Below are 15,225 nucleotides of genomic sequence, written 5' to 3'. Positions count from 1 at the left end.
AGCGAAAGCTTGATTGGGCTCCCATTCATTTTCAGGGATGACTATGTCAAAAGTGGCATTATCATCTGTTCAATTGGTTGCTTGAAGTCTACTTTGGGAATAGGTATTCCTGCCATCGCGTTCTCGGGAACCCTTTCATCATTTTTTTAGAGTATGTCAGGAGTCTATTCTGCGTAACTTGTGGAAAATGGTCCGAGAGAGAGTTAATTGATAATATTAAATATTAATTTTTTAATAGGGTCTGATTTTAAGTAATAACTGCAATGCTTTCATGCTGTAAGAAGATTGTCTTGCAGTCCCATAAATAGCTCATTCGGTGACCTTCCACCCAGACTTGCCCTTGGCCTACTGTTTAGGCGATCCATTACAAATTGAACCTGCTCGCCTGTTACTTTATTGAAATCTGTATCCTTTGGGAAATGCTGCCGAATGAGGCCGTTAATATTCTCATTAATTCCTCTTTCCCAAGATGAGTATGGGTGAGCAAAATAAATATCAGCTTCTAAGCCCTCCGCAATCGTTTCATGGCCAGCGAATTCAAGAACATTGTCGAAGGTGATTCTTTTGATTTTATCTTTGGAGCTCACCATATGGCTAACGGCGGCTTCAGCCACTAAGTCTGATCGTTTGCCAGTAAACCTAATAATAACTGTAAATAACGTTTTGCGCTCAACCATAGTCAGCAAGGCTCCGCCACGCCCCTTGCCTATAACGGTATCACCTTCCCATTCGCCAATCCGATTCATTCGGTCTACAACAGCTGGTCGATTATCTATGCATACTTTGTTTTTGATCTTTCCGCGTCGATCATACTTACCGTATCGCTTGCGATAAGGTTTTGATGCAATCCGAAGATGCTTGTATAAGTCTCCACCATTTCCTGATCTAAATAAATTAGTTGGTAGATCGTCTCATGATGTAACGATACACCGGTATGTCTCTTTAAATAGCTTGCAGATTGCTGGAGACTTAATTCTTTCCGGGTTAGAGTTTCTATTTGTTGCCGCAGGCCATTAGTCACTTTCTATGCCTTATGCGCTTGCTGACGCCTTAGTTCTGCAAACTAATGTGCTTGCCCTGGATGATATCCTTACAAGCCTATATTGTGTCGTAGCTCTCGGCTGATCGTCTAGGGATGCCTCTCTAACAATTGTGCTATTGCTTTCTGAGAGTGTCCGACTTTTCTTAGGCTGTAAATCTGGTATCGTTCGTTCTCGTTCAGTTGTTAGTGGCTCATCAGTGCCTTTCTCCTAGTCGGGAGAGGTGCCGACTCAACCAGCTGAGTCCTCCTTTACCAATTGCACTTATTATCCGAAACCAAGCCTGATTTGAATGGCCTACGCCAGCCGTTTATCCTGGCGTAGGCAATAGAATAGTTAAAATGGTTGAGTGTGCACTTTAAATAATTACTGCGCTTTAAAACTTTATTCGGAAGCAACCAGAATCGACAGGGTGCCGATAAAAGGTCCCTCATTTTGCACGGGCACCCACTCTGAGGCTGGAATCGTAACTTGAAAACGCGCGTTATTCAGAGCAGTGCAGCTAGCAACTTGGATTGTCTGGTTTGGAACGACAACACCGGCCATTACGGGGTTAAGCGTGCCAACAAGGCTGTTAGCGAAGTCGACATTATACGCAAGCGGCACGCCATTGGCGTTCGCAAGTATGAAGGGTTCAGCTGCGCTACCAAATGTAATACCAAACGTGGGGAAGCCGCTACCGGCAACACAAAAATCATCCACAGCGGTCGCATCATTGGTGCCCACCGGGGTGATGTCGAGATTATCAACATTAGTGATATCAATAGATTGAACAAAGCTCAGAGTGATCTGACTTTGTGCGCTAGAGAAGATTTGAGAGGACGCAGGCATAGTAGAACCGAGCGCCACGGCAAGTGAAATTACAGAAACCAATGACTTGGTGGGAAAAAAATTCATCAGAAACATCCTTGTGCTGAAAATCAATAAATCTTATATCCTAAGCAACACCAAGGCAGTTGTTAGTGAGTTAGCTTGGTGGTAATGCTTTGGTCTGAAGATGATAGCTGTTTAATTTTAGAGTTATATCGCAAGGCGAAATTTTCCTTAAATTCGGGAAAAAAGTACTAGTTATTGGGAGGAAATTACTAATTGCTGTGATGAAATTCTTGCTTTTGGTTGAGTCGTCTTTAGAGGTTATATTCTCTGTAGTAAATTTTTAGGCGTTTTTTATTGCTTGAATTTGTATGGCTTGGCTTAATTTCTGAGGTGTATCCGTTGGCAAGGTAGAGAAAGAGGCCGGCTACAGGTAGCTTTATTCGTATCTTTCCAGTAAAAAATGCAGGGGCGGGTAAGCGCTAAAAAGAGCTGAGCTATTCGTAAATATGTCAGTGTTGTCAAAAGTGGTTTGAGAAAAAAGGAATAGCTGTATACGTAAGTTAATCAACCATCAATAGGGAGCTGATCAGCGGTGCTGGTGAAAAGGGATACCATCCAAGGTTGGCACAGAAAAAAGGGGGGGTGCAGCTTTTATGGAAAGGGGGAATGAAAACCAAACAGTTTGCCACGCTAATACTTTCGAAAGAGACAGGCTTAAAGAAAGTTACGCAAGCCAGGGTGAGAAGCTCTTAAGAAGACGAAATCCTCACCCAAGAAAAAAGGCTGTAATAGAAAACGCCAAGTCAGTTAATGAACGGCTAGGGGTTGCGCCAGCGGATTAGGCTGTGATGTGCTTCAGAATAAACCCAGGTGGTTTTTTAATTAGGTTTCTTTTTGTAGTGTATCGAAAGTGTGTTTTGCTTTATAGCCACACTGGAGCTTTTCAGGTGCGGCTATAAAAGAATTCTATGCAGTGCAGTTATTCAGATTCCACTGTGATCATGAGCGTTCCTATAAATGGGCCATCGGCTTGTCTGCCGTCCCAAATAGAAAATGGGATGAAGATATCAAATCTGGCGTTGTCATTTATACAGTTGCTTGAGTTCAATGTGTTTCCTGTTAGAGGTACTCCAGCTAAAGCAATTGTGCCTTGTCCAGTAACGCTGTTTGAAAAACCAACATCATATGGAATTTCTGGAGTGCCATTACTACTCAGGAGAAAGAAAGCTGGGTCTGTACCCGCATTGGCAAATGTGATACTAAAAGTGCTGAATCCGCTGCCTGAAACGCAGAAAGCATCTGACCCCATAGCATCAGTTCCTAAGATAGGGTCCGTAATGGTTACTGCGTCAACATTAGCAATATCAATCACTTCATTAAATAATAAGGTGATCATACTTGTCGCACTATCGGTTGCTTGAGATAGTGCGGGTGTGGCTGTTCCAAGTGCCAGGCTGGTGATAATTGCAGATGTTAAAAGTTTTGGGTTAAAAATATTCACGACAACCTTCCTTATTTTGAAAACATTATCTCTAAAAGAACGTGGCGAAAGCCAAGTTAAAATAAGATGCTCGGAGATTAATTTGGCCTGAAAATATTAGCCGTATTTGTTTCTGGAGTTGATTTTTTTTTTGAATTAGAGAGTAAATTACTAGTTGTTAGGAATAAATTCTCATTATTTGGGGGGTGGATTGTGGATTGTGGATTTAAGTGTTATTTTTGATCTGTTATTACTGCTCCTTGATGTGATATTTTAGGAGTGAGAAAAATTCACTAGTATTTGAAATGAATTTACTATTGAAGAGCACGGGCCAAGCAGGCTCTTGATTTTGCAGGGGCATGTATGGAGGGGTTCTTTAACTTAGCTAAAACCTTCTTTCTTGGTGGTTTCTGGTTCTGACTACACTTCGGGATTAAAGGTGTGAGTTTTTGTTATTTTCGCTCTGGATGGCGCTGTAAATAAAGGGTTTTATTGGCGTATATAGACGCTCAGTTTGTAATAAGTATTACTGCTTGTAAGTACGTATCTTGTTTCTGTTCCAGTAGTATGAAATATGATGCCAGAGGCATTAAATCTATTTTTTCGGGGTTGCAAAAAGCCTCCAAGTCCGTTGATGGGCATTCTTATGCGGAATCCGTAAGCGTGGTTCCTGTTGTCAGCAATAATCACATTCGGAAATGCCAGCTCAATTGCACTTACCCTAGGCGACATGAAGTAAAATACCGGTATAACTAAACCTCGCGTGAAATTCAGGGCTGGTAAAGGTGCAAAAAATATAGATGCATTGGTTTGGAGGTATTGCTTAGGCTACTGAAGAATGCGTTATGGTTATCGGAAGGAGAATATCTTGATTTCCTTCAGGTATAATTTTTCAAGTTGTGCTTGATTCGGGTCTTGCCACTATCGTAATTATCACTTTGGGGTTCTGCGCCAGATAGGACTTCTGGCGCAGGTAAGTTAAAATACCACGGGGTACTGAGGAATTTATTCCGACTCCACGGTGATCATCAAAACCCCTGTAAATGGGCCGTCGAACTCTCTGTTTTCCCATTCGGCGGAGGGGATTTCAATATCAAACCTTGCGGTATCGTTAGAGCAGTTGCTGGCCTCTATAGATTGCCCCGGCAAGGGATCATTGGGAAAGACTTGTATAGCTGTCCCCGTTGGGTTGTTAGCAAAGAAGACTTGATATGCAATTGGTAGGCTACCGTTGCTGCTCAACAAAAGAAACTCTGGAATGGCAGGGTCATCAGTGGAAAATGTGATGCTAAAAAAATTAAAGCCACTTCCTGCGACACAGAAAGTATCTGACCCCGTCGCAGGACTTCCGGCTGCAGGGTCTGCAATAGTTACAGAGTTCACGTTGTCTATTTCAATGAAATCGCTAAATGTTAATGTGATCGTGCTTTGAGCCGTATCTGTGGCGGAAAAAGCTGAAGTGGCTGATCCAAGTGCGAAGGCTAAGGCTATCGCAGATAGAATAGATTTTGAAGAGAATGAAATCACAAGAAACCTCCTTGTACTAAAAGCAATACTGCGAGCGCTAGTATTGAAGGCGTTACCTAAGGTAAACGTGAGTGAAATTAAACGGCAAGAATACCTTGGTTTAAAAATGATAGTGGAAGGCTTGGCTGAGCGTTGCTCGCAGGGTGGATTCAGGTAAAATTTACTAGCGGCTGAGAAGAAATTGTTACCTTCTCAATTCTAGCTAAATCAAAATATGTATTTGAAGGGATTTTGTGGTTATGGTGAGTGTATTGTTAATTCCCTAGTTGGATATCTCTGTCGATATTTTTATAGAAAACACAAGATGAATCTCGGTTCTTAGCAGGAGGTTTGGTAGGGCCCTGTCATTATGGTGTCCAGGCATAAAAAGGTGCCACTATGAGCCGAAAATTTTATTGCAAGAAAGCCTTTGCAAGACTACCAATGGCAAATCCTCGCTGAGTTTTAAAAAGCGTATGGAGTTAGGTATTGAGCATCCTGCCCATGGGTTGCTGATGATTCCACCGAAATTTTACTGATCAATATTTCTGTACGCGGTATGACTGTGTCAGTATAGGAATATAGGGATATAGGGATATAGGGATATAGGGATATAGGGGTATAGGTGAGCTGGGGAATCGAGAATTTATCTGGAATCATAGAGATGAAGCGAGTCGTTGGGTGTGAATTTTTTAGAGCCGTGATCAGACTCCTGTGGGGTTTTTGTCTTATTAGCCGCTTTTGCGAATACGTGTTGATTTGGCGTTGAATTAACAGCAGTAATGCTCTAATTGGAGTGTTTCGGTTGTGATAAAAATCTAGGTTTTTTTGTATAAAACTTGTATGTAATGCAGGGTTTCACTTAGTCGCTATAGATGTCGATGTTCCATACTCTTATAGAGCTACGCCAGCAATGAATTCTGGCGTAGCAAAAACGTAATAAGGTAGGGCGTAAGAACCTATTCAGATTCCACTGTGATCAATAGGACGCCTGTAAATGGTCCATCGGTCTCCCGATTTTCCCATTCTGAGCTGGGAACTTATTCAGAGACTACGGTGAGTTCCAGCATGCCTGTAAATGGGCCATCACTTTCTCTCCCATCCCATTCTGGAAAAGGAATTTCAATATCAAATTTTGCATTATCATCAGCAGGCGATGTGCAGACACTTGCTTGGATTACGTTTCCCAGGATGGGTGAGTCGGGTGCAACAGGTATCCCCAAACCTGGGCTAAGATCGTTTTTAAAGAATACTTCATAAAGAATTGGGGCGGTGCCAGCCACTGCAGGTTGTAGCACAAATCCTACTGCTGCAGGATCGGGATTCGAAAAAGTGATACTGAAACCGGAAAAGCCGGACCCGGCAACGCAGAATGTATCTTCACCTGTAGCAGGCATTCCAGGAGTGGGGTCTGCGATGGTTACCGGATCCACAAAAGCGATGTCAATAGTTTCCATAAAAGTTAGTGTGATCATACTGATTTCGCTGTCCGACACTTGGGCGAGGGCCGTCGTAGCGGAACCAAGAGCCAGGCTGGCTGCCGCTATCGATGTTAATAGTTTGGGGGTGAAAATTTTCATGCGTACCTTCCTTGAAGAAAACAGACAGTCTTGTGTAGATAAACAGAACCAAAGCAATTTTTGGGCGGTGGCGCTCGTTGGGATGCGTTGGCCTAAAAATGATAGCCGTTAAAATTTAAAGGTGAAGATACTGAGATGTTTTCGAGTCGAATTTGGGAGTTAATTACTATCTGCTGAGAATATTTGCTTATTTTTTATTGGTCGTTTTTTACGTTATTTGCTTACCGTATGGTTTAAACGCTTTTCATTGCTTTAAAGGTGATCGTGATGGTTTGTGTAGTTGTGTAATTTCCTGCGCCCTATTCGGATTTGTATCCGCAAAAAGTAAGCTTTGTCCTCGCATGCTTCGACAGCCACTTAGCTAAGGTTTGTGCTGGGATTTATATAATAGATAGTGTTAGCCCTCTTAACTCTATTTAAAAGAATAAAGGTTTAGTTATAAAGAAGTGTGAAGGTTTCCTCGGATGTCTAGGAAGAATTTACTAGCCAGTGAGATAAATTTCCTATTGTTTGAGCAAAGACCGGCCGCCTATTTTTTGCTGTTTTAAAAGTAAGATGATTGATCAGTAGCTTAAAGCGTGTGTCACGGTTAGATGTATGGTTTTTCACTCTCTTGGGGGAGGTATTTGGGGAATAGTCGTACGACATTATATTGTTACCAATCCAGATGAAATGGCAAGCCGAGGATATTGTTCCCTTGGAGGAATACCTGGTTTGGGCTGGGTGGAATACCATTGCCTACTCTCTAGGGTAGAGCACAGAATTGGTGCTCAAATTAGAAAGTGTGATGCTAAAAATCCTAATACCATTTCTAAGAGCGCAGAAGTCATTGCCATGAATATAGGCCGTATTTTGAGTGTTTATGCTATCTCCTGAGGTTGAGCTTGAAGAGATTGTGTTATTAATGCTATTTAAATCACTATGAACCTTTAATATCCATGTGATTGTATTTGATGCCCTATCCAGGTCGGAAAATGCCGGCATAGCAAAGTCGCAGGCTTGGGAGGAAGCGGATGTCTGGGGTTTAGAGATGAAAAGAGTTACCTAATGTTCTCTTGTGTTAAAAGCTGTAAAATTCCATTGAAGCTAACCGCGAAGAGACCAGTCGACAAAGATATCTGGTCAGAGTGCCTTGGTTTAAATGTGATAACCGTTAGTTTTTTGGGGAGCCTAGAATGAAAAGCTGTCAATCTAGACCAGGAGATAACCTACGAATAAAGAAGGTTATCTTAATTTAGAGGACGATAAAATCCCTGCTGTGCATTATCAGAGAGTTGCGCCACAAATAGATTCTGGCGCAACGCATAGTAAATTATGTTGTGGAGTTAGTTTACTCAGAAACCACGGTGAGCTCTAGCATGCCTGTAAATGGGCCATCGCTCTCTCTGCCATCCCATTCGGGAAAGGGAATCTCAATATCAAATTTCGCATTATCATCGGCAGGTGCTGCGCAGACGCTTGTTTGGATTGGGTTTCCCGGAATGGCCATGCCGGGGGCAACAGGTATTCCCGGTCCTGGGGAGGTGTCGTTCTTAAAAAATACTTGGTACATGATTTGGGAGGTGCCAGCCACTGCGGGCTCTAGAAGAAAGTCTGGGCCTGTACCCGTAGGATTTATAAATACGATGCTAAAGTTGCTGAAGCCAGTTCCGGCAACACAGAAAGTATCTTCACCTACAGCTGGAAATCCAGGGGTGGGATCCGCGATCGTTACGGGGTCCACAAAAGCGATATCGATATTCTGCATAAAGGTCAACGTGATCATGCTGATTTCGCTATCCGACACTTGGGATAGGGCCGTCGTAGCGGAACAAAGCGCCAAGCTGGCTGCCGCTATGGATGTTAATATTTTGGGGGTAAAATTTTTCATGTATACCTTCCTTGAAGAAAACAGATAACCTTGTGTTGTTCAATAGAGCAAAATTAATTTTTAGGTGGTGTGGCTTGTTGGGAGGCCTTGGCCTAAAAATGATAGCTATTAAAATTCATGGTGGATAATGTGGAGTTGTTTCGAGAGTGGATTCAGGAGTTAATTACTAGCTGTTGAGAGTAATTTCTTATTTTTGGTTGGTTGCGTTTTTAACGTTGTTTGGCTGTGGTGTGTTTTGAAGATTTTTTCTTTGGGGTGGTCGTGACTGGTTGTGTAATTACTTGCGCTCTATATTCATATAAAGTAATTTTTTGTCCTTTTGCAAAGGCCGAACTAAGGTTTGTGTCGGGATATATAATTAATAGCAATGAATCTCTTGGTCTAGCTTAAAAGGTCAAATATTAAGACATAAAAGGCATAAAAATTTTCTGGAGCATCTTGGAGGTATTCTGGGAGTGGCTGTACGACTATATGTTGTGGATAACCCAGATGGAATGGCAAACGAGGATATTGTTTCCATACCGGAACGCCTGGTTTGGGCTGGTCAGGATACCATTCTATATCCCTGCCTAGAGCAGGGCACTGGGTGAGTGAAAAAATTAGAAAGCGTAATACTAAAGATCCTAATGCCATTTCTAAAAGCGCAGAAGCCACTGTTATACATAGGGGGGTATTTTGAGTGGTTATACTCTCTCCTGAGATTGAATTTGAGATTGAATTTGAGATTGAATTTGAGATTGATACTACTTAAATCAATGCCACCCTTTAATGTCTATGCAACTGTATTTATATCGTATCCATATTGGATAGTACGGGCATAGTGATGTTGTAAATTTTGGAGGTAAATGATGCGAGAGAGTTAAACGTGAAGAGAGTTGCCAATACTTTCTTGTGTTAAAATTTACGCCGTTTCCACTGAGGCCAATAGCAAAGAGATTAATTGACGAAGGTGTTTTGGCAGAATGCCTTGGTATTAATGTGATAACCGTTAAATTCTGATGGGTTTTGAGTGATCTGCTGTTAATGTGCCGAAGAATAAGCTCACTAATGAAATAGGTGAGCCCCTTATTTGGAAGATGAATCAGACACAATATTTATTGCATGTATAGAGAGCTGCGCCAGAAATGTATTCTGGAGCAGCTCATAGTAAATCTGGGTGGAGAGCTTATTCAGAGACTACGGTGAGTTCTAGCATGCCTGTAAATGGGCCTTCACTCTCTCTACCATCCCATTCGGGAAAGGGAATTTCAATATTAAATTTTGCATTATCAGAGGTAGGGTCTGCGCAGACGCTTGTTTGGATTAGGTTGCCTAGGAGGGGCGATTCGGGTGCAACAGGTACCCCGAAACCTGGGCTAAGGTCGTTTTTAAAGAATACTTCATAAAAAATTGGGGGAGCGCCAGCCACTGCAGACTGCAGCTCAAATCCTGGTGCTCCGGGATCAGGATTCGAAAAAGTAATACTGAAAGTGCTAAAGCCAGTTCCGGCCACGCAGAATGTATCTTCACCTACAGCTGGAAATCCAGGGGTGGGATCTGCGATGGTTACCGGATCCACAAAAGCGATGTCGATATTTTGCATAAAGGTCAGCGTGATCATACTGATTTCGCTGTCCGACACTTGGGAGAGGGCCGTCGTAGCGGAACCAAGAGCCAGGCTGGCTGCCGCTATCGATGTTAATAATTTGGGGGTGAAAATTTTCATGCGTACCTTCCTTGAAGAAAACAGACAGTCTTGTGTAGATAAACAGAACCAAAGCAAGTTTTGGGCGGTGGCGCTCGTTAGGATGCGTTGGCCTAAAAATGATAGCCGCTAAAATTTATGGGAGATAATGCGGAGTTATATTCCGGGTGAATTCAGGAATTAATTACTAGCTACTGAGAGTAATTTCTTATTTTTCGCGTTTTTAACGTTTTTTTTGCTGTGATGTGTTTCAAGGGTTTTTCTTGAGGGGATGTGATGGGTTGTGTGGTGTGGTTGTGTGATTTCCTACACCCTGTATCCACTTAAAATAATTTTTTGTCCTTGTATGCTTTCAAAACAACTTAACTAAGGCTTGTACGGGGAGTATATATAATGCGTGGTAATAAACCTCTGAACTCGGATGAAAGAAATGATTTGATATGTAAGGCATGAAATTTTACTCGGGGAGCTAGGAAGAATTTACTAGTCGCTGAGATAGATTTCCTGCTTTCTGAGTGAAGGTTCGGAATTCTTACTTTTTGTTGTTCTATAGAGAAAGTGGTTGTTCAGCAACTGAAAGAGTAACTCACGGCTAGCCGTGTGGTCTTTTACACTTGATTCGTATTCCTGGAGATATTCTGGGAATAGTTGTGCGACTTTATGTTGTGACCACTCCAGATGAAATTGTAAACCGAGGATATTCTTCCCGTAGGAGAAAGCCTGGTTTGGGCAGAGTTTGGAGCTTGCCAAACGTTTGGCTCCTTCTGGAATGTCAAAATAATAGTTGTGAGCCTGGAATACCCTATCTATGGTGAGAGCTTGTGTTAGTGTCCAATTAATGGAGTGCCAGCCCAATTCTTCCTGTTCCATTGGCTTAATTTCGGCTCCCAGTGCGTGGGCGAGGATTTGCGCACCCAGGCAAATCCCGACAATGGGGGTCTTATGGTCGATCGTCTTCCTTACCCATTGCAGTTCGCCGGTAAGCCAGGGTAGTGCTTTGTGGTCTTTCACATTCATCATTCCTCCCAAAATAATGACGCCACGAAAGCCAAGCTTTGGCAATGCCGTTGTTTGTGGGTTGATGGTTTTTATTGGAATCTTATATTGGCGAGCCCAGTCGTAAATATACCCTGGGCCTTCATTTTCTTCGTGCTGGATAATAAGGATTGGTTCCTGCATTTTATTGGAAGTCCTGTGTTTCAAAATAGAGCTGTTGACGAAACGTAATACCCGCCTCTTTGAGACTGTCTGGCCAGTGGGTTATTGAAATGGGAAGTTCACTGCGAGTATTGATGGATTTGGGGGTCGATGAGTCTGCGGTAACTGCCAGTATCTGGTCAAAGCTGAGGGGGGCGGCGATTTCGTGGATAAGCAGATTTTCTTGTCCAAGGTTTAACAGCCGATAGTGACCATTTCTTTGCTGTTTAAGGGGGGAATCCAGTAGTTTATTAGCAACCCTGAACCTTATAGCTTTTAAGTGAATTTTGCCTTTTCGTTCAAAATGGCCTTTGAAGACATCCCCTCTAAAGGTATTGAGGCTCCCATTACGCAAACGATTTAAAGAGAAGGTTTCCGGTTTTAAGGTAACGCGTTGCGCGCTCTGGATCAGCTTGATGATTTCTTTATTATTGTCCGACTCTAAGGTCATGATTAGTTGGCGGGCGTGTTGCCCTCCGTGAAGCGGCATATGGGAGGCTACGAGTTGACCATCGACTGAAAACAGCACCATGCCGTGGGTGCCGACTGAATCGTCTGAAAAAGCGGGTAAAGGCATTAGAGATAAAACGGAATAGAAAATAAAAATCCAGGGTCGATAGAATTTGTGCATAAGTATTCAGTTCTTGTCATTGAGAGGCCAAGCTTTCTGCGATTGGGATTGCGATAGCCCCTAAAGCTTGGATTTTCTCGATTCTAAACGTACATTAGTGATCAATCGATTCATTAATGGCTGCATTTGATTCCAAAATGGAAATACAAGATCTTGAGAAATTCCTCGTTATTGCTGCAACGGAAAACCTGCAGCGCTCTGCAGACCGTCTGGATACGACGCCGGGTGGATTGAGCAAGGTTTTGCGCCGTCTGGAAAGCGCACTGAATACCCGTTTATTTGACCGAGTAGGCAAGCAAATCAGGATTAACGATGCTGGGCGCCGCTTACAGGGGCGAGCGGCAGAAATCACAGCAATCGCACGACAAACTCAGGCAGAAATTGCCGGCTCCAGTCATTTTCCTGAGTGTAGGGTGGCGGCTCCGGCAGTCCTGCAGTTGATCTGGGCGGCTTCCATACAGACTCTGCTTACTGATACTCACCCTGAGGCATGCCTTTCATTGACCTCGGCCTATGAATCGTTGGCCCTGAAAATGTTGGTTAGAGGTGAAGTGGACTTGGCGCTGATTACCGGGGCGGTTTTGGGGCAGGTGCCAGATAGAATTTCAACGCGCAAACTGGGTACTGAAAGGATGTGTGTTACAGCGGGCGCCACCCACCCACTGGTGGCTGGCTATAAGAGCACCGCGGAGGTGTCAGTGGAGGCGCTCCAGTGTTACTCATTTGTGGCGCCACGAATTTCTCCCTTCTGCGGTGAAGAGAGGGGGCTTACGAGTGACGGTTGGGGTGAGGGGCTGCCACTACGCAAGGTCCAGGCTGTCGTGAATGATTATGGCGCCCTTACGAGCTTGGTTAAAAATGGAAAATTTCTAGCTTTCTTGCCGGAAACTCTTGCTGAGGATATCGGTGGAATTAGGGTAAAAGTGACAGGAATACCGCCTCAGGCTGAGGAGGAACTCTTTATTGCTTGGCGTGGAAACGATGAGAGTTGGCTGAAAGGTCTGGTAATGGCTCTTTAAAGGATTGAGGCGGGCTTGGTGAGAGTCCGCCAGGATAGAGACATTACTGTGACGGTGGTGTTCCGGGTGGGCAAGGTGTTCCTGCGGCTACCCATCCCTGTAGTGCTGTCACCAGCTTGTCATGGGGAATATTTACCGGTTCTCTGTTACCGCCGGGATTCCAGCCCCAAAGTGCCAGTGGATTTTCACTCATAAACTGCATTAGTTGCGCTGGAGAGCGGCCGCCATTGTCTTGCGGGGTGGTCAGTAATTGGCATATCTGCGCCGAGGATTTTTGGGACCAATTAAGGGCGATTGGCGCCATGGCCCAGCCTGGTGCACCTGGCGCACCGGTCACAGCATTGTTTTGATTGGAGTGGCAGTTGCTACAGCGCATTGTTCCCAGGCCCATATTGTCTGGGCCGCGCTCTACACGGGGTACATGGGGTGAGCCCTGTTTGATCAGGGGCATTTCCATTTGGTGACAGTTCAGGCAGCGGGGGTGGAGGAGAACTTCTACGATCGTCTCCCAATCCTGATGGCCAGTAGTATCCACTTTGGAGGCCTGAGACTCTGGCGTTTGACCAGTCATATCCTGCCGGTTTTCACACCCTGTCAAAACCAGCAATATAAATGCGCTTATTGTCAGGTGGCGCAATAAGCCTGCCGCTCTTCGCAGTTTCATTTAGCCTTTCCCCACTTCCTAAGAGAATGCCCTGTACATAATTGTGGCAGATCGCTGGAGACTGCTAAGAGGACAAATGTGCCGGACAGAGATCGCGATGCCATTCCGGTGAGAAATGGTTTTGACTATCTGGTCATAATTTTCGACTGACGTTCTCTTACACGTGGTAAGATAGCTGAGTTTTAGTTGATCGATTTACCTGATATTGGAGTGCTATTTGGCGCTCGGAGGAGAGAGTATGTCCTGGTTAGGGGCGGGAATAGGTGCCGGTTTCGGTTTTATGTTTGGTGGGCCCATTGGGGCGGCACTGGGTGCCTGGGTTGGAAGCTCCTTCGGGTCGGGTTTGAGGCGCCTGGGTAATGCTGCCGCGGTCTTGAATAAAGATGGTGCTCAGAAGGTATTTATCGTCACCTTATTTTCGATGCTGGCGAAGATGGCCAAGGCCGATGGGCAGGTATCCAAAGCAGAAGTCCAGCTGATAGAGGACTTTATCCAGAATAATTTACGTTTGGGCACTGAGGATCGCAAACACGCAATCCAGATTTTTGAAAATGCTAAGACCGATAAATACAGCATCTATGACTACGCGAAACAGTACCGGATGCTGGTCCAAAATCAGGCGATGCGGGAAATGGTATATCGCCTTTTATTCGCGGTTGCCTATGCAGACGGTGAGTTGCATGCCTCTGAAGAGGCTATTCTCAGAAAAATAACCGCAGATCTGGGTTTGCATGCGTCTCTCTTTGATGCCATGCAAAATCAATTTGGACATGCCAGGGGGACTAGTGTTTCTGATCTTCAGCAACATTATGCAGTACTTGGTTGCTCTCCAGAAACCAGCGATAAGGATTTGAAGTTGGCTTACCGCCGTAAAGCGGCAGAATACCATCCGGATAAGATGGCCTCTAAGGGGCTGCCCGAAGAATTTATGCGTCACGCCGAAGATCAGATGAAGAGTATTACCGTTGCGTATGAAGCTATCGTTGAAGTCCGCAAAAGCCAGGCTAAAGTTGTTAGTTAATTTGGGGGTTTTACGCACCTGGCAATGTAACGGGTGAATCTCTTTCTGTTTTATTGCTGCCATGTAAAACATGGGGACAGATTTGCAAAGCCGATCATCTGATTGTTTGACAGGTAGTGCCAGTCTTATTGGTTGGTGATATTGCCACCATTTCTTGCTGTGTATTAATCCCCTTAGCTTACGTATTAGATTGCTAACGCCTATTTATTTATTAATAAATACCTATTGAAGGAAATGTATGAGTCTTGCAAGCCAGATTGAAGAAAAATTAACAGCCACTTTCAGTCCTCAATTTATTGATGTTCAATGTGAAAGCCATTTACACAATGTGCCAGCTGGGTCTGAAATGCATTTTCGCGTGGTACTTGTTAGTGAAGTCTTCGCTTCAATTCGAAAAGTTCAGCGTCACCAGAAAGTTTATGCTGCCCTTGCGGATGAAATGGCTGGTCCAATCCATGCGCTCGCTCTGCATACCTATGCCCCAGATGAGTGGGATGGTGAGGCACCTGTTAGCCCTGAGTGCCAAGGTGGTAGTAAGGAAGGGTGAGTGTTAGGGTTTCCCGCGCCTTTAAATAACACATTGGTTTATACGCGGGCACACCTACAGAGCGTATTTGTGCTGAGTAGAAACAGTGTAAGTTCGTGAAATGTTGTTAGGGAAGCTCTGAAAAATAGCTTTCTAGCTCTAAATTAGGTATCACACAATAAAAAAATGAC

The 15,225-nt window shown here is 44.0% G+C and carries 13 protein-coding genes and 1 pseudogene; 4 read left to right on the top strand and 10 right to left on the bottom strand.

All coding sequences use genetic code 11. The annotated features are described in order from the left end of the window. Window positions 1–269 precede the first annotated feature (269 nt). The 6 genes and pseudogenes from ACCI51_RS17590 to ACCI51_RS17565 form a co-directional block, all read right to left on the bottom strand. Window positions 270–1,222, bottom strand: a pseudogene (locus tag ACCI51_RS17590) (IS30 family transposase). Window positions 1,223–1,424: 202 nt separating this feature from the next. Continuing rightward, on the bottom strand, window positions 1,425–1,937 hold the full coding sequence (locus ACCI51_RS17585) for a hypothetical protein (protein WP_371844723.1): 513 nt from the start codon (window positions 1,935–1,937) through the stop codon (window positions 1,425–1,427). 898 nt (window positions 1,938–2,835) lie between these two features. After that, a complete protein-coding gene (locus tag ACCI51_RS17580; protein ID WP_299585981.1) occupies window positions 2,836–3,357 on the bottom strand; it encodes a hypothetical protein in 522 nt (173 codons plus the stop codon). A gap of 984 nt (window positions 3,358–4,341) precedes the next feature. Further along, window positions 4,342–4,863, bottom strand: coding sequence for a hypothetical protein (locus tag ACCI51_RS17575; RefSeq protein ID WP_371844722.1), 522 nt, complete (start codon window positions 4,861–4,863; stop codon window positions 4,342–4,344). Window positions 4,864–5,882: 1,019 nt separating this feature from the next. Next, window positions 5,883–6,422: a hypothetical protein gene (locus ACCI51_RS17570; RefSeq protein WP_371844721.1), complete on the bottom strand. Its 540-nt coding sequence runs from the start codon at window positions 6,420–6,422 to the stop codon at window positions 5,883–5,885. A 1,330-nt stretch (window positions 6,423–7,752) separates the two neighbouring features. Continuing rightward, window positions 7,753–8,292, bottom strand: a complete 540-nt coding sequence (locus ACCI51_RS17565) for a hypothetical protein (RefSeq protein ID WP_371844720.1) — start codon at window positions 8,290–8,292, stop codon at window positions 7,753–7,755. Window positions 8,293–8,747: 455 nt separating this feature from the next. Between ACCI51_RS17565 and ACCI51_RS17560 the strand changes: the two genes are divergently transcribed. Beyond that, window positions 8,748–8,882 (top strand): hypothetical protein, encoded by a 135-nt coding sequence (locus ACCI51_RS17560; protein WP_371844719.1) that lies wholly within the window; start codon window positions 8,748–8,750, stop codon window positions 8,880–8,882. A 575-nt stretch (window positions 8,883–9,457) separates the two neighbouring features. On the opposite strand, the gene ACCI51_RS17555 is transcribed toward ACCI51_RS17560, so the two are convergent. From ACCI51_RS17555 to ACCI51_RS17545, 3 genes are all read right to left on the bottom strand, one after another. After that, window positions 9,458–9,997 (bottom strand): hypothetical protein, encoded by a 540-nt coding sequence (locus tag ACCI51_RS17555; protein WP_299585971.1) that lies wholly within the window; start codon window positions 9,995–9,997, stop codon window positions 9,458–9,460. Window positions 9,998–10,459: 462 nt separating this feature from the next. Further along, window positions 10,460–11,155, bottom strand: a complete 696-nt coding sequence (locus ACCI51_RS17550) for a type 1 glutamine amidotransferase (protein ID WP_371844717.1) — start codon at window positions 11,153–11,155, stop codon at window positions 10,460–10,462. A gap of 1 nt (window position 11,156) precedes the next feature. After that, window positions 11,157–11,804, bottom strand: a complete 648-nt coding sequence (locus tag ACCI51_RS17545; RefSeq protein WP_371844716.1) for a hypothetical protein — start codon at window positions 11,802–11,804, stop codon at window positions 11,157–11,159. A gap of 137 nt (window positions 11,805–11,941) precedes the next feature. Between ACCI51_RS17545 and ACCI51_RS17540 the strand changes: the two genes are divergently transcribed. Next, window positions 11,942–12,823 (top strand): LysR family transcriptional regulator, encoded by an 882-nt coding sequence (locus ACCI51_RS17540; protein ID WP_371844715.1) that lies wholly within the window; start codon window positions 11,942–11,944, stop codon window positions 12,821–12,823. Window positions 12,824–12,866: 43 nt separating this feature from the next. Here the strand turns inward: ACCI51_RS17540 and ACCI51_RS17535 are convergent, their stop codons facing one another. Beyond that, on the bottom strand, window positions 12,867–13,487 hold the full coding sequence (locus ACCI51_RS17535) for a hypothetical protein (protein ID WP_371844713.1): 621 nt from the start codon (window positions 13,485–13,487) through the stop codon (window positions 12,867–12,869). 238 nt (window positions 13,488–13,725) lie between these two features. Here ACCI51_RS17535 and djlA point away from each other — a divergent pair, with 238 nt between their 5' ends. Together djlA and ACCI51_RS17525 are read left to right on the top strand one after the other, a co-directional pair. Beyond that, window positions 13,726–14,508 (top strand): co-chaperone DjlA, encoded by a 783-nt coding sequence (gene djlA, locus ACCI51_RS17530; protein ID WP_371844711.1) that lies wholly within the window; start codon window positions 13,726–13,728, stop codon window positions 14,506–14,508. A 238-nt stretch (window positions 14,509–14,746) separates the two neighbouring features. Further along, the gene (locus ACCI51_RS17525; RefSeq protein ID WP_299585956.1) at window positions 14,747–15,055 is read left to right on the top strand and encodes a BolA family protein; all 309 of its coding nucleotides are present in this window, start codon (window positions 14,747–14,749) and stop codon (window positions 15,053–15,055) included. Window positions 15,056–15,225: the final 170 nt, after the last annotated feature.

Origin of the sequence: Microbulbifer echini, from assembly GCF_041447225.1 — a bacterium.
Taxonomy (GTDB): Bacteria; Pseudomonadota; Gammaproteobacteria; order Pseudomonadales; family Cellvibrionaceae; genus Microbulbifer; species Microbulbifer echini.
This window is presented reverse-complemented; position numbering and strand designations above follow the sequence as displayed.

Coding starts and splice junctions, on each gene's coding strand:
- ACCI51_RS17525 (WP_299585956.1), top strand. CDS start 14,747: ATGAGTCTTGCAAGCCAGATTGAAGAAAAATTAACAGCCACTTTCAGT.
- ACCI51_RS17535 (WP_371844713.1), bottom strand. CDS start 13,487: ATGAAACTGCGAAGAGCGGCAGGCTTATTGCGCCACCTGACAATAAGC.
- ACCI51_RS17570 (WP_371844721.1), bottom strand. CDS start 6,422: ATGAAAATTTTCACCCCCAAACTATTAACATCGATAGCGGCAGCCAGC.
- ACCI51_RS17550 (WP_371844717.1), bottom strand. CDS start 11,155: ATGCAGGAACCAATCCTTATTATCCAGCACGAAGAAAATGAAGGCCCA.
- ACCI51_RS17540 (WP_371844715.1), top strand. CDS start 11,942: ATGGAAATACAAGATCTTGAGAAATTCCTCGTTATTGCTGCAACGGAA.
- djlA (WP_371844711.1), top strand. CDS start 13,726: ATGTCCTGGTTAGGGGCGGGAATAGGTGCCGGTTTCGGTTTTATGTTT.
- ACCI51_RS17555 (WP_299585971.1), bottom strand. CDS start 9,997: ATGAAAATTTTCACCCCCAAATTATTAACATCGATAGCGGCAGCCAGC.
- ACCI51_RS17585 (WP_371844723.1), bottom strand. CDS start 1,937: ATGAATTTTTTTCCCACCAAGTCATTGGTTTCTGTAATTTCACTTGCC.
- ACCI51_RS17545 (WP_371844716.1), bottom strand. CDS start 11,804: ATGCACAAATTCTATCGACCCTGGATTTTTATTTTCTATTCCGTTTTA.
- ACCI51_RS17565 (WP_371844720.1), bottom strand. CDS start 8,292: ATGAAAAATTTTACCCCCAAAATATTAACATCCATAGCGGCAGCCAGC.